The sequence below is a fragment of the Pseudomonas sp. Root562 genome, from assembly GCF_001427125.1.
Lineage (GTDB): Bacteria > Pseudomonadota > Gammaproteobacteria > Pseudomonadales > Pseudomonadaceae > Aquipseudomonas.
Genome location: NZ_LMGK01000024.1, coordinates 14,224 through 27,656, shown reverse-complemented (window position 1 = coordinate 27,656; position 13,433 = coordinate 14,224). Strand labels below are relative to the sequence as shown.

At 59.3% G+C, this 13,433-nt stretch carries 14 protein-coding genes; all 14 read left to right on the top strand.

The window, feature by feature from the left end; genetic code table 11:
* The first annotated feature begins 14 nt into the window (after positions 1-14).
* Positions 15-647, top strand: a complete 633-nt coding sequence (tmk, locus tag ASD60_RS21595; protein WP_056855930.1) for a dTMP kinase — start codon at positions 15-17, stop codon at positions 645-647.
* The gene (locus ASD60_RS21590) at positions 640-1,626 is read left to right on the top strand and encodes a DNA polymerase III subunit delta' (RefSeq protein WP_056855929.1); all 987 of its coding nucleotides are present in this window, start codon (positions 640-642) and stop codon (positions 1,624-1,626) included. The genes tmk and ASD60_RS21590 overlap by 8 nt, the downstream gene beginning before the upstream one ends.
* Positions 1,627-1,668: 42 nt before the next feature.
* Positions 1,669-2,025, top strand: coding sequence for a PilZ domain-containing protein (locus ASD60_RS21585; protein WP_056855928.1), 357 nt, complete (start codon positions 1,669-1,671; stop codon positions 2,023-2,025).
* A 15-nt stretch (positions 2,026-2,040) separates the two neighbouring features.
* On the top strand, positions 2,041-2,832 hold the full coding sequence (locus tag ASD60_RS21580) for a TatD family hydrolase (protein ID WP_056855927.1): 792 nt from the start codon (positions 2,041-2,043) through the stop codon (positions 2,830-2,832).
* A gap of 395 nt (positions 2,833-3,227) precedes the next feature.
* Complete coding sequence (locus ASD60_RS21575) at positions 3,228-3,866, top strand: TetR/AcrR family transcriptional regulator (RefSeq protein ID WP_034149949.1); 639 nt, start codon at positions 3,228-3,230, stop codon at positions 3,864-3,866.
* A 138-nt stretch (positions 3,867-4,004) separates the two neighbouring features.
* The gene (locus tag ASD60_RS21570) at positions 4,005-4,973 is read left to right on the top strand and encodes a GTP 3',8-cyclase MoaA (RefSeq protein ID WP_056855926.1); all 969 of its coding nucleotides are present in this window, start codon (positions 4,005-4,007) and stop codon (positions 4,971-4,973) included.
* 232 nt (positions 4,974-5,205) lie between these two features.
* A complete protein-coding gene (locus ASD60_RS21565; RefSeq protein WP_056855925.1) occupies positions 5,206-5,814 on the top strand; it encodes a DUF4823 domain-containing protein in 609 nt (202 codons plus the stop codon).
* Positions 5,815-5,830: 16 nt separating this feature from the next.
* Entirely contained in the window at positions 5,831-6,391 is a 561-nt protein-coding gene (locus tag ASD60_RS21560; protein WP_056855924.1) for a DUF1285 domain-containing protein, read from the top strand.
* A 187-nt stretch (positions 6,392-6,578) separates the two neighbouring features.
* On the top strand, positions 6,579-7,295 hold the full coding sequence (locus ASD60_RS21555; RefSeq protein WP_056855923.1) for a FadR/GntR family transcriptional regulator: 717 nt from the start codon (positions 6,579-6,581) through the stop codon (positions 7,293-7,295).
* 44 nt (positions 7,296-7,339) lie between these two features.
* Positions 7,340-8,215 (top strand): SMP-30/gluconolactonase/LRE family protein, encoded by an 876-nt coding sequence (locus ASD60_RS21550; RefSeq protein WP_056855922.1) that lies wholly within the window; start codon positions 7,340-7,342, stop codon positions 8,213-8,215.
* Positions 8,216-8,340: 125 nt separating this feature from the next.
* Complete coding sequence (locus ASD60_RS21545) at positions 8,341-9,159, top strand: SDR family oxidoreductase (protein WP_056856301.1); 819 nt, start codon at positions 8,341-8,343, stop codon at positions 9,157-9,159.
* Positions 9,160-9,286: 127 nt separating this feature from the next.
* Positions 9,287-10,291, top strand: coding sequence for a substrate-binding domain-containing protein (locus ASD60_RS21540; RefSeq protein WP_056855921.1), 1,005 nt, complete (start codon positions 9,287-9,289; stop codon positions 10,289-10,291).
* 65 nt (positions 10,292-10,356) lie between these two features.
* Entirely contained in the window at positions 10,357-11,898 is a 1,542-nt protein-coding gene (gene araG, locus ASD60_RS21535) for an L-arabinose ABC transporter ATP-binding protein AraG (protein WP_056855920.1), read from the top strand.
* 12 nt (positions 11,899-11,910) lie between these two features.
* A complete protein-coding gene (araH, locus tag ASD60_RS21530) occupies positions 11,911-12,879 on the top strand; it encodes an L-arabinose ABC transporter permease AraH (protein ID WP_056856300.1) in 969 nt (322 codons plus the stop codon).
* The last annotated feature ends 554 nt before the right edge of the window (positions 12,880-13,433 follow it).

Below are 13,433 nucleotides of genomic sequence, written 5' to 3'. Positions count from 1 at the left end.
ACTAAGGACTGCCTGTGACTGGCTTGTTTATTACGCTGGAAGGCCCGGAAGGCGCCGGCAAGAGCACCAATCGTGAATACCTGGCCGAGCGCCTGCGCGCAGCCGGTATCGAGGTCGTGCTGACCCGTGAGCCGGGAGGTACACCGTTGGCCGAGCGCATTCGTGAAGTGCTGCTGGCCCCGGTGGATGAGGTGATGAATCCGGACACCGAACTGCTACTGGTATTTGCAGCGCGTGCCCAGCATCTGGCCGAGGTGATTCGCCCGGCGCTGGCCCGTGGTGCGGTGGTCTTGTGTGATCGTTTCACGGATTCGACTTATGCCTATCAGGGTGGCGGCCGCGGCTTGTCACTGGAGCGAATCGCCGCGCTGGAAACCTTTGTCCAGGGTGATCTGCGCCCCGACCTGACGCTGATCTTCGATCTGCCGGTGGAAGTCGGTCTGGCCCGCGCCAGTGCACGCGGACGTCTGGATCGTTTTGAGCTGGAGGGCCGGGCCTTTTTCGATGCCGTGCGCAATGCCTTCCTCACGCGCGCAGCCGCGGAGCCGGCACGTTATGTCCTGGTCGACGCCGCGCAATCGCTGGCGCAGGTTCAGCTGGCTCTGGACGCCTTGCTCCCACGTCTGCTGGAGTTGACCCGTGGCTGAAGCCTATCCGTGGCAGGACAGTCTGTGGCAACAACTGGCCGGTCGTGCTCAGCACGCGCATGCCTATTTGTTGCACGGCCCGGCCGGGATCGGCAAGCGGGCGTTGGCCGAGCGTTTGATGGCCAGCCTGTTGTGCCAGCGTCCAACTGCTCAGGACGCCTGTGGAGAATGCAAATCCTGCCTGTTGCTCAAGGCAGGCAGTCATCCGGACAATTACATCCTGGAGCCGGAAGAAGCCGACAAGGCGATCAAGGTCGATCAGGTTCGCGACCTGGTCAGTTTCGTGGTGCAGACCGCGCAGTTGGGCGGACGCAAAGTGGTGCTGATCGAGCCGGTCGAGTCGATGAACATCAACGCGGCCAATGCCTTGCTCAAAAGCCTTGAAGAACCTTCAGGCGACACGGTGCTGCTGTTGGTCAGTCACCAGCCCAGCCGTCTGCTGCCGACCATCAAGAGTCGCTGCGTGCAGCAGGCCTGTCCGCTGCCAAGCGAAGCCATGAGCCAGGCCTGGCTGGCCAAGGCCTTGCCCGATTGTTCGGAAGACGAACGGGTTGAATTGCTGACGTTGGCTGCCGGCTCTCCTCTGGCCGCCGTCAACCTGCAGGCCCAGGGCGTTCGCGAGCAGCGTGCGCAAGTGGTCGAAGGGGTAAAGAAATTGCTCAAGCAGCAGCAATCGCCGACGCAACTGGCCGAGGGTTGGAATGCGATCCCGCTATTGTTGCTCTTCGACTGGTTCTGCGACTGGTCGAGTCTGATCCTGCGCTATCAGTTGACCCAGGATGAAGAAGGCTTGGGGCTGACCGACATGCGCAAGGTGATTCAGTACCTGGCTCAGAAATCGGCGCAAGACAAAGTCCTGAATATCCAGGACTGGATTCTCGCCCAGCGCCAGAAGGTGTTGAGCAAGGCCAACCTCAATCGGGTCTTGCTGCTGGAGGCCCTGCTGGTGCAATGGGCATCCTTGCCTACCCAGAGGTGACGGTCTGCGCCTAGACTCTGTGCATCAGCAGTGGAGGTCAGCATGAACGAATCTGTCAGCCCGGGGCCACGCAACGGCATTTTGTCGCTCACCATCAAGGACAAATCCGTGCTTTACGCGGCCTACATGCCGTTCATCAAGAACGGTGGCCTGTTTATCCCGACCAACAAGAGCTACAAGTTGGGCGATGAGGTATTCATGCTGCTGCATCTTATGGATGAGCCGGAAAAAATCCCGGTGGCCGGAAAGGTCGCCTGGGTCACGCCCAAAGGCGCGCAGGGTAACCGTGCCGCCGGTGTCGGCGTACAGTTCGGCGACGGTGACGACACCGCTCGCAGTCGAATCGAAACCCATCTGGCCGGAGCACTGAAGTCCGACCGTCCCACTCATACGATGTAAGTTGCAGCCATTTTTATGCTCGTAGATTCCCATTGCCACCTTGATCGCCTTGACCTTGCCGCCCACGACGGTTCCCTCGATGCCGCACTGGATGCGGCACGTCAGCGCGGGGTAGGGCACTTTCTGTGTATCGGCGTCAGCGTCGACAACGCTGCCGAGGTCAAAGCCCTGGCCGAGAAATACGACGACGTGGACTGCTCGGTCGGCGTGCATCCGCTGGATGTGCAGCCCGGCGCCGCACCCGCGCTGGACTGGCTGTTGCAGGAACTCAATCACCCGCGCGTAGTGGCGATCGGGGAAACCGGTCTGGATTATCACTACGAGCCCGAGGCAGCCGAGTTACAGCAGGAATCGTTCAGATTGCACTTGCAAGCTGCACAGCAGACCGGCAAGCCAGTGATCATTCATACCCGTGGTGCGCGCGCCGATACCCTGAACCTGCTGCGCGAAGCGGCATTGCCTCAGGCGGGCGTGTTGCACTGTTTCACCGAAGATTGGGACATGGCGAAAGCCGCGCTGGACATGGGGTATTACATTTCCCTGTCGGGGATAGTCACGTTCCGCAACGCGGACGCATTACGTGATGTGGCGAGCAAGGTGCCGGCGGACCGCTTGCTGGTGGAAACCGATTCGCCGTACCTGGCACCGATTCCTCATCGCGGCAAACCGAACCTGCCGCAGTACGTGCGAGAAGTTGCGGAATTTCTGGCAATGTTGCGCGGCGAGTCCTACGAGCGATTTGCTGAACAGACCACCGAAAACTTCCAGCGATTGTTTCCCCTGGCGCATGTCAGGGCAGTGTCGTAACGCCAGAAACAAATCGCAGCCTGGGGCCGCGCCCACGGGGCTTTGGTCGTTAAATCGCAGGCAAAAAAAACCCGGGTTCTGGGGGGTGAATCCGGGTTAAGACCATTAGGAGTAAAACAATGGTACGCGGTCCGTTGGTACCAATATCGGCGTGACACTTGGGGGAGATGTCCCGCCGACAGTTCAAGTATTGATCAGTATTGCGCCCAGTCCAGTTTGAGAACCGGGGTTTTTAAACAAATTTGGAATACGGGCGCTTCAGAAGAGTTCTCATCAACCTTGCAGCGTGCGCAAAATGACCAGAAAACACAGATATGGTCGGATGATCCGTGCATTTTGGCGCAAGTTAGGCATAATACGCGGCTTCGAATTTTGACCCCTACAGACCTTTTCTTATGCATAAAGAACCTCGTAAGGTCCGTGAGTTTCGTCGCCGCGAGCAAGAAATTCTCGATACCGCGCTCAAGCTGTTCCTCGAACAAGGTGAAGACAGTGTCACCGTCGAGATGATTGCTGATGCCGTCGGTATCGGCAAAGGCACGATCTACAAGCACTTCAAATCCAAGGCCGAGATTTATCTGCGCCTGATGCTCGATTACGAGCGCGATTTGAACGAATTGCTGCATTCGGCCGACGTCGACAAGGACAAGGAAGCCCTGTCCCGCGCCTATTTCGAATTCCGCATGCGCGATCCGCAACGTTATCGCTTGTTCGATCGCCTGGAAGAAAAGGTGGTCAAGGGCAACCAGGTCCCGGAGATGATCGAGGAGCTGCACAAGATCCGTGCCTCGAACTTCGAACGCCTGACCCTGTTGATCAAGGGCCGGATCAGCGAAGGCAAGCTCGAAGACGTGCCGCCGTACTTCCATTACTGCGCGTCCTGGGCGTTGGTGCACGGCGCGGTAGCGCTGTATCACTCGCCGTTCTGGAGCAATGTGCTGGAAGATCAGGAAGGGTTCTTCCAGTTCCTGATGGACATCGGTGTGCGCATGGGCAACAAGCGCAAGCGCGACACCGACACCCCGAGCAGCTGAGCCATTCAGCAGCCTTATTGCCCCATGATTTCGCTACATGAGGCAGTACCGCAGGAATATACTCAGGCATAGGACTTGCTAAAACTTGATTTGTGAGTCAAGTTTTAGCAATCCGAATATCCTTTCGCCGGAGTGGCCATGATCGTTGACCGTCAAGGCAGGCGTTTTCGCAATTTGCGAGTCAGCCTGACATCAGCCTGCAATTACGCCTGTACCTACTGCGTGCCCAATGGCAAGCGGTTGGTGGCTGCGCAGGATGAACTGTCGGCAGAGGCCATGGCGCGTGGTGTGGCCTATCTGATCGAAGCGGCCGGCATCGAGCGTTTGCGCATCACCGGTGGCGAACCGCTGGTCAGCCCCAAACTCGAAACCTTCATGAATGCGGTCGGGCAGATGGGCCTGCAAGACATCAGCCTGACCACCAATGGTCAGTTGCTGGCGAAGAAACTGCCGCTGTTGGTGGATGCAGGTATTCGGCGCATCAACGTTTCCCTCGATACCCTCGACGCCAGCGCCTTCCGCAGCATTGCCCGTGGCGGCGACCTGGCTACCGTGCTAGACGGCATGGATCAGGCACGCAAGGCCGGCATGAAGATCAAGGTGAACATGGTGCCGCTGCGCGGGCAGAACCTCGATCAGGTGATGCCGTTGCTCGATTATTGCCTGGAGCGGGGTTATGAGCTGCGCTTCATCGAGTTGATGCGCATGGGCCACCTGGCCAGCGACTCCAATGGCTTTCTGCAACAGTTCGTCAGCCTGCAGCAATTGCTGAGTCTGATCGGCGAGCGTTATGAATATTTGCAGGCCGATGCGCCGGTGGATGCGACGGCGGTGCGCTACGAGATTCCCGGGCTTGGGCATTTCGGCGTGATCGCCAATGAAAGCGTGCCGTTCTGTCGGACTTGTTCGCGCTTGCGTCTTTCCTCCACAGGATGGCTGCATGGCTGCCTGTCGTCGAGCAATCGCCACTATGTCGGTGATTTGCTGGACAAGCCGCGCCATCAGGCGTTGCCGGCCTTGCAGCGATTGCTGGTGAAAGCCCTTGGGGACAAGCAGGAGGTGGCGTTCTCAGGTGGCGCTACCGTCATGAAGATTATCGGCGGCTGATTGACCCCTGTGGCGGGGGAGCTTGCTCCCGCTGGGGTGCGAAGCAGCCCTAAATGATCAAATACACAGTATTCCTCAGTATTTACGACTGCTGCGCAGCCGAGCGGGAGCAAGCTCCCTCGCCACAGGCCACATGATCAATCCGGAAATATCCGTGATCGCAAGGAATGGCGCAAAATCTGCATCCCACGGCCATTCGCCGGTTTTCCGTCACCGGCCTCTGGAGGATAGGATGCGTAGCCTGGTTTTGCTGCTGGCCGTTTTGGCGCTCGGTGGCTGCATGAACGTCAGCGATATGGCCGAAGGGACTCGCTACCATATGAGCGATGCAGGCCTGCTGGATCACAGCGACAGCCGCCGCGTGAACAACCTGCGCATTCAGCCGGACTCGTTCGTCTACATCGCTCAGGGCGCGTTCGTGCCGCCGGGCAGTGCCGTGTACCCTCGGCCAAACGTGATCGCCGAAGTCGCCTTCGACGGCTTCATCGAATACTTTCCGATGGTGCGCCGCGCGCGCGTGCCGGAAGGCCTCGATCAGGCGATGAGCGAAGCCCGTGCCCTGGGTGCGCATTATCTGCTTTACACGCGATTCGCCAAATCCGATGACCGCATCGGCAACTCCGATGAGTGGCTGGATCAGGAAGCCGTGGATCGCCTTGGCGTCGATACCGGCGTGATTCAAATCATGTTGATCGAGACCAGCACCCAGTATTTGATTGATACTGCACGTATCAAGAGTCGTGGCGGTTTGCTGACGTTCCACGACGAAAAACCCGAAGACCTGATGGGCCCGCCACTGGAGCAATATGCTCGTGGCCTGTTGGGCCTCAGCGATCAGTAATTTCAAGGAGAACGCCATGAGTGGCCCGCAAAAAGCCAACGACCTGTTGGGGCAAATCCCCAAGACCAAAGGCTTGCCACCGGTCCACTTGTGGAATCCTGACTTCTGCGGCGATATCGATATGCGCATCGCCCGGGACGGTACCTGGTACTACCTGGGCACGCCGATTGGACGCAAGCCGATGGTCAAGCTGTTCTCCACGATCATTCGCCGCGACGGCGATGATTACTTTCTGATTACCCCGGTTGAAAAGGTTGGCATCAAAGTCGATGACGCGCCGTTTGTGGCGATTGCCGTGGACGTGGAAGGCGAGGGTGAACAGCAGGTTTTGCGCTTCACCACCAATGTCGACGAAACCACCGAAGCCGGTGCTGAACACCCGATTCGCGTGGTGATTGATCCGCTCACACAAGAACCCGCGCCCTATGTGCATGTGCGCACCAACCTCGAAGCGCTGATCCATCGCAATGTGTTCTATCAATTGGTGGAACTGGCGGTGAGCCGTGAACTGGACGGGCAGCGTTGGCTGGGTGTTTGGAGCGGCGGCGAGTTCTTCCCCATTGGCCTCGAGCCCTGACGCAAAACCCTGTAGGAGCGAGCCTGCTCGCGATGAGGTCGTGACATTCAACATCCTGGTTGCTTGTTACATCGCCATCGCGAGCAGGTTCGCTCCTATTGAGGGTTGTGTGTTCAAAAAATCAAATTGACAACCAATCATATGATGATTAGCGTGGGCATCCATTGCGAACGGCTTTGAGGTGTCCATGTCCAGCAGCTTTCATGCGTCGACGGTCGATTGGCTGGGTTGCTGGATCGCGACCGGGCAGATCAAACCCGGGGAAACGCTCAAGGTCGAAGCCGATCTCGGCGAGCAGCTCGGGGTCAGCCGCACCGTCATTCGCGAAGCCATCAAGACTCTGGTTGCCAAGGGCATGCTCGAAGTCGGGCCGAAAGTCGGCACGCGGGTGTTGCCGGTGCGGCGCTGGAATCTCTTCGATCCACAAGTCGTAGGCTGGTTGTCACGCAGCGGATTGCCGGAAAACTTCGTCGATGACTTGCTCGACCTGCGTCGCACCATCGAGCCCATGGCCGTGCGCTGGGCTTGCGAGCGGGCGAATGCCGAGCAGGTTAAAGCCGTGCTGCTGGCCTACAACGCGCTGGAAAGGGCGGTGGAAAGCGGTGTCGATTACAACCGCGCGGATCAGATATTCCATGAGTGCATTCTTGCCGCCAGCCACAACCAATTCATTGAACAAATGATCCCGGCCCTCGGTGCGCTATTGGCGGTGTGTTTCGAAGTGTCCGCTGCCGACCCCGACGAACTGCGCCGCACCTTGCCCATTCATAAAGACATGGCCGATGCCATCGCCGCCCGGGATGCCGCGCGGGGCGTCTGGGCTTGCATGACCCTGATCGATAACGCCGACCTGGCGATCAAGCGCTATTACCCTCAAGTCATGGCCGATAAAAAAGCGGGCTGACAAAAAGCACCACGGATAAAAACAATAACAATGCAGGAGGTTTCATGACGTTGACCGCGGTCACCGAACATCGGGCACAGCTGGGCGAAGGCCCCTTCTGGGATGCGCCGACCCAGGCGTTGTACTGGGTGGATATCGCCGGCAAGCAAGCGTTGCGGCTGATCGGCGCGAATGTGCAGATCTGGCAGATGCCTGAGCATGTTTCTGCGTTTATCCCCTGTGAAAGCGGTGATGCTCTGGTGACGTTGAGCAGCGGCGTGTACCGCCTTGATCTTGATTCCCCAGGGCTCGAGCCGCGGCTGACGCTGTTGTGCGTTGCCGATCCGCAACCGGGCAACCGCGCCAACGAAGCCCGCTGCGATGCTCAGGGTCGGCTCTGGCTTGGCACCATGCAAAACAACATCGGCGAACAGGGCGAAGACTTGCCCATCGAGCGCCGCTCGGGCGGGTTGTTCCGTATCGATAGCGATGCGCGGGTGACGCCGTTGCTGCGCGGATCAGGCATTCCCAACACGCTGCTGTGGAGCGATGACGCGACCACCGTGTATTTCGGCGACAGCCTGGACGGCACGTTGTATCGGCACTTCATCCGCACCGACGGCAATCTCGAGCCCGCGCAACCCTGGTTCGGCCCTCATGCACGCGGCGGCCCGGACGGCTCGGCGATGGATACCGAGGGATTTATCTGGAACGCCCGCTGGGACGGCAGCTGCCTGCTCAGGCTGACGCCGGACGGCAAAGTCGATCGGATAATCGAATTGCCTGTCAGCCGTCCGACCAGTTGTGTGTTCGGCGATGCCGACCTGAAAACCCTGTACATCACCAGTGCCGCGAGCCCGCTCGGTCACCCGCTGGATGGGGCGGTGTTGGCGATTCGGGTGGACGTGCCAGGAAAGCTGTGTACTCGGTTCTCGGGATAAATCCCTAAATATGGGATGCAAATATATATATTGAGATTATCTGCGAGCCGGGTTTATAGTCGGCTTCATCAGTTACACGCACTCACACTTAAAAAAACAAAACAGGTGAAGTGATGCAGCGATCCATGGCTGAACCCCTTTCTTTGCCGGCGGCGCCCACGCCGCCCAAGGGCGAGCGTCTGAAAAACAAGGTAGTGCTGCTGACCGGCGCCGCCCAGGGCATCGGCGAGGCGATTGTTGGGTCTTTTGCGTCGCAACAGGCCAAGCTGATCATCAGCGATATCCAGGCCGGGAAAGTCGAAGCAGTCGCCGCGTATTGGCGAGGCCAAGGGGCTGATGTGCTGGCGATCAAGGCCGACGTTTCGCAACAGCAAGATCTGCATGCCATGGCCAGACTGGCTGTAGAACGTCACGGTCGGATCGACGTGCTGGTCAACTGTGCCGGGGTCAACGTGTTTCGTGACCCACTGCAAATGACCGAAGAGGACTGGCGCCGCTGCTTCGCCATTGATCTCGATGGCGCCTGGTTCGGCTGCAAGGCTGTATTGCCGCAGATGATCGAGCAAGGCGTCGGCAGCATCATCAACATCGCGTCCACTCATTCTTCTCATATCATTCCGGGCTGTTTTCCCTATCCGGTGGCCAAGCACGGCTTGCTCGGCCTGACCCGCGCCCTGGGGATCGAATACGCGCCCAAAGGTATCCGGGTCAACGCCATCGCCCCGGGCTACATCGAGACTCAATTGAACGTCGACTACTGGAACGGTTTTGCCGATCCACACGCTGAGCGTCAGCGCGCTTTGGAATTGCATCCGCCCAAGCGCATCGGCCAGCCGCAAGAAGTGGCCATGACGGCTGTATTCCTGGCCAGTGATGAAGCGCCGTTCATCAACGCATCCTGCATCACCATCGATGGTGGTCGCTCGGTGATGTACCACGACTGAATGAACGGATTGAGGTGGAAAATTACGCCTGAAATCCAATCATCATACGATATGACTATTAGTAGTACGGCTACACCGCCTTATGGCTTTCAAAGAACGCTCAAGAAAAATAACAAGGAGTCAGCTTATGAATCGTCGTCATGCCATCCGAACCCTGTGCTGTGCCGCCCTGGCGGTTTCGGCGGTCAGCCTGAGCAGCACGCTGCTGGCGGCTGAAGAGGTGAAAATCGGATTTCTGGTCAAGCAAGCGGAGGAGCCCTGGTTCCAGACGGAATGGGCGTTTGCCGAAAAGGCCGGCAAAGACAAGGGCTTTACCCTGATCAAAATCGCCGTGCCGGACGGCGAGAAAACCCTGTCGGCCATCGACAGCCTGGCGGCCAACGGCGCCAAGGGTTTCGTGATCTGCCCGCCGGATGTGTCACTCGGTCCTGCAATCATGGCCAAGGCCAAGCTCAACGGCCTGAAAGTGATTGCTGTGGATGACCGCTTTGTCGATGCCAGCGGCAAGTTCATGGAAGAGGTGCCGTACCTCGGCATGGCCGCCTTTGAAGTTGGCCAGAAGCAGGGCAGCGCCATGGCCACCGAGGCGAAAAAACGCGGCTGGGAGTGGAAAGACACCTACGCGGTAATCAACACCTACAACGAACTCGACACCGGCAAGAAACGCACCGACGGTTCGGTCAAGGCGTTGGAAGATGCCGGCATGCCAAAAGACCATATCCTGTTCGCCGCCCTGAAAACCCTCGACGTACCGGGCAGCATGGACGCTACCAACTCGGCGCTGGTGAAACTGCCGGGCGCGGCGAAAAACCTGATCATCGGTGGCATGAACGACAACACCGTGCTCGGCGGCGTGCGTGCCACGGAAGCCGCCGGCTTTACCGCAGCGAACGTGATCGGCATCGGCATCAATGGCACCGACGCCATCGGCGAACTGAAAAAGCCCAACAGCGGCTTCTTCGGTTCGATGCTGCCGAGCCCGCACATCGAAGGCTACAACACCGCCAGCATGATGTACGAGTGGGTCACCACCGGCAAAGAGCCGCCGAAATACACGGCGATGGACGACGTAACGCTGATCACCCGCGACAACTTCAAGCAGGAACTGGAAAAGATCGGCCTGTGGAATTGAAGGCTGGTTGATTTCATCGGCGGCCTCGGCAACGGGGCCGCCCGTTCTGTGTGAAGAGGTGGGCTATGCACGCGCAAACACAAATACAACACAATGCAGGCGGCAGCTTGCGCTTCAACGGGATCGGCAAGATCTTTCCCGGGGTGAAGGCGCTGGACAACATCAACTTCGTCGCTCATCCGGGGCAGGTTCACGCCTTGATGGGCGAGAACGGCGCCGGCAAGTCGACGCTGCTTAAAATTCTCGGCGGCGCTTACATCCCCAGCAGCGGCAATCTGCAGATCGGCGAGCAGACGATGGCATTCAAATCCACCGCCGACAGCATCGGCAGTGGCGTCGCGGTGATCCACCAGGAGCTGCACCTGGTGCCGGAAATGACCGTGGCGGAAAACCTGTTTCTCGGACATTTGCCGGCCAGTTTCGGCCTGATCAATCGCAGCACGTTGCGTCAGCAGGCATTGGCCTGTCTCAAGGGCCTGGCCGACGAAATCGACCCGCAGCAGAAGGTCGGGCGGCTGTCGCTTGGCCAGCGGCAACTGGTGGAAATCGCCAAGGCGCTGTCCCGTGGCGCCCATGTCATAGCTTTTGACGAACCCACCAGCAGCCTGTCGGCGCGGGAGATCGATCGCTTGATGGCGATCATCGGCCGCCTGCGCGATGAAGGCAAAGTGGTGCTCTACGTTTCTCATCGCATGGAAGAAGTGTTCCGTATCTGCAACGCGGTGACGGTGTTCAAGGACGGCCGTTACGTGCGTACTTTCGAAGACATGCGCGAGCTGACCCACGATCACCTGGTCACGTGCATGGTCGGTCGCGACATCCAGGACATCTACGATTATCGCCCGCGCCCGCGTGGCGCGGTGGCGTTGAAGGTTGACGGCCTGCTCGGCCCGGGTCTGCGCGAACCGGTGAGCTTCGAAGCGCACAAAGGCGAGATCCTCGGGTTGTTCGGCCTGGTTGGGGCGGGGCGCACGGAGTTGTTCCGGATGCTCAGCGGCCTGGAGCGCAACACCGCCGGGCGCCTTGAGTTACGTGGGCACGAGCTGAAACTGCGCTCGCCCCGCGACGCGATTTCGGCGGGGATTCTGCTGTGTCCCGAAGACCGCAAGAAGGAGGGCATCATGCCGCTCTCCAGTGTTGCCGAGAACATCAATATCAGCGCACGCGGCGCGCATTCCACCTTCGGTTGCCTGTTGCGCGGCCTGTGGGAAAAGGGCAATGCCGACAAGCAGATCAAGGCGCTGAAAGTGAAGACGCCGAGCGCAGCACAGAAAATCATGTACCTGTCCGGCGGCAATCAACAGAAGGCCATTCTCGGCCGCTGGCTGTCGATGCCGATGAAAGTCCTGCTGCTCGACGAGCCGACCCGTGGCATCGACATCGGCGCCAAGGCCGAGATCTACCAGATCATCCATAACCTGGCGGCGGACGGTATTTCGGTGATCGTGGTGTCCAGCGACCTGATGGAAGTGATGGGCATTTCCGACCGCATCCTGGTGCTGTGCGAAGGCGCGCTGCGTGGCGAACTGAGCCGCGAACAGGCCAATGAATCCAACTTGCTGCAACTGGCTTTGCCGCGCCAACGCGCTGACGGCGTGGCGAACTGAGAGGTGACTATGATGACAACCCAAAACGAAACCCTGCCGACTGCGCGCAAACCCCTGGACTTGCGGCGCTTTCTCGATGACTGGGTGATGCTGCTGGCGGCCGTAGGGATCTTCGTACTCTGCACTTTGCTGATCGACAACTTTCTTTCGCCATTGAACATGCGCGGGTTGGGGCTGGCGATTTCAACGACCGGGATCGCGGCGTGCACCATGTTGTATTGCCTGGCGTCCGGGCACTTCGACCTGTCGGTGGGATCGGTGATCGCCTGCGCCGGGGTGGTTGCGGCGGTGGTTATGCGCGACACCGACAGCGTGTTGCTGGGCGTCGGCGCGGCGTTGGTGATGGGCCTGATCGTGGGCCTGATCAACGGTATCGTGATTGCCAAGCTGCGGGTCAATGCGTTGATCACCACGCTTGCAACGATGCAGATCGTCCGCGGCCTGGCGTACATCTTTGCCAACGGCAAAGCGGTGGGCGTTTCCCAGGAGTCGTTCTTCGTCTTTGGTAACGGCCAACTGTTCGGCGTGCCGGTGCCGATCCTGATCACGATCGTCTGCTTCCTGTTCTTCGGCTGGTTGCTCAACTACACGACCTATGGCCGCAATACCATGGCCATCGGCGGGAACCAGGAAGCGGCGCTGCTGGCCGGGGTCAACGTTGACCGGACCAAGATCATCATCTTCGCCGTGCACGGTGTAATCGGTGCGTTGGCCGGCGTAATCCTCGCCTCGCGCATGACCTCCGGTCAGCCGATGATCGGCCAGGGTTTCGAGCTGACGGTGATTTCTGCGTGTGTACTGGGCGGGGTTTCGTTGAGCGGCGGGATTGGCATGATCCGGCACGTGATCGCCGGGGTGCTGATTCTGGCAATCATCGAGAACGCGATGAACCTGAAGAACATCGACACCTTTTACCAGTACGTGATCCGCGGCTCGATCCTGTTGCTGGCGGTGGTGATCGACCGTCTCAAACAGCGCTAACCCCTCAGCTGATCGTTCCCACGCAGAGCGTGGGAACGATCATCACAGTGCTGATTCCTTTGTAGTAGAGAGCTTTTGTGGCGAGGGAGCTTGCTCCCGCTGGGCAGCGAAGCGGCCCCAAAAGCGCTTGTCGCGGTGAGTCTGGTAGACCGCACCTTTCCGGGTATTCCTTTGTAGTAGAGAGCTTTTGTGGCGAGGGAGCTTGCTCCCGCTGGGCAGCGAAGCGGCCCCAAAAGCGCTTGTCGCGGTGAGTCTGGTAGACCGCACCTTTCCGGGCTTACGACTGCTGCGCAGCCGAGCGGGAGCAAGCTCCCTCGCCACGGTTCGGTGAGTCAATCATTCCCACGCAGAGCGTGGGAATGCTTCCGCGGGCGCTCTGCGTTCGGCCTTTGAATGGGGACGCGGAGCGTCCCGGGCTGCATTCCCACGCAGAGCGTGGGAACGATCATCATTCCTTTGTAGTAGAGAGCTTTTGTGGCGAGGGAGCTTGCTCCCGCCGGGACGCGGAGCGTCCCGGGCTGCATTCCCACGCAGAGCGTGGGAACGATCATCAT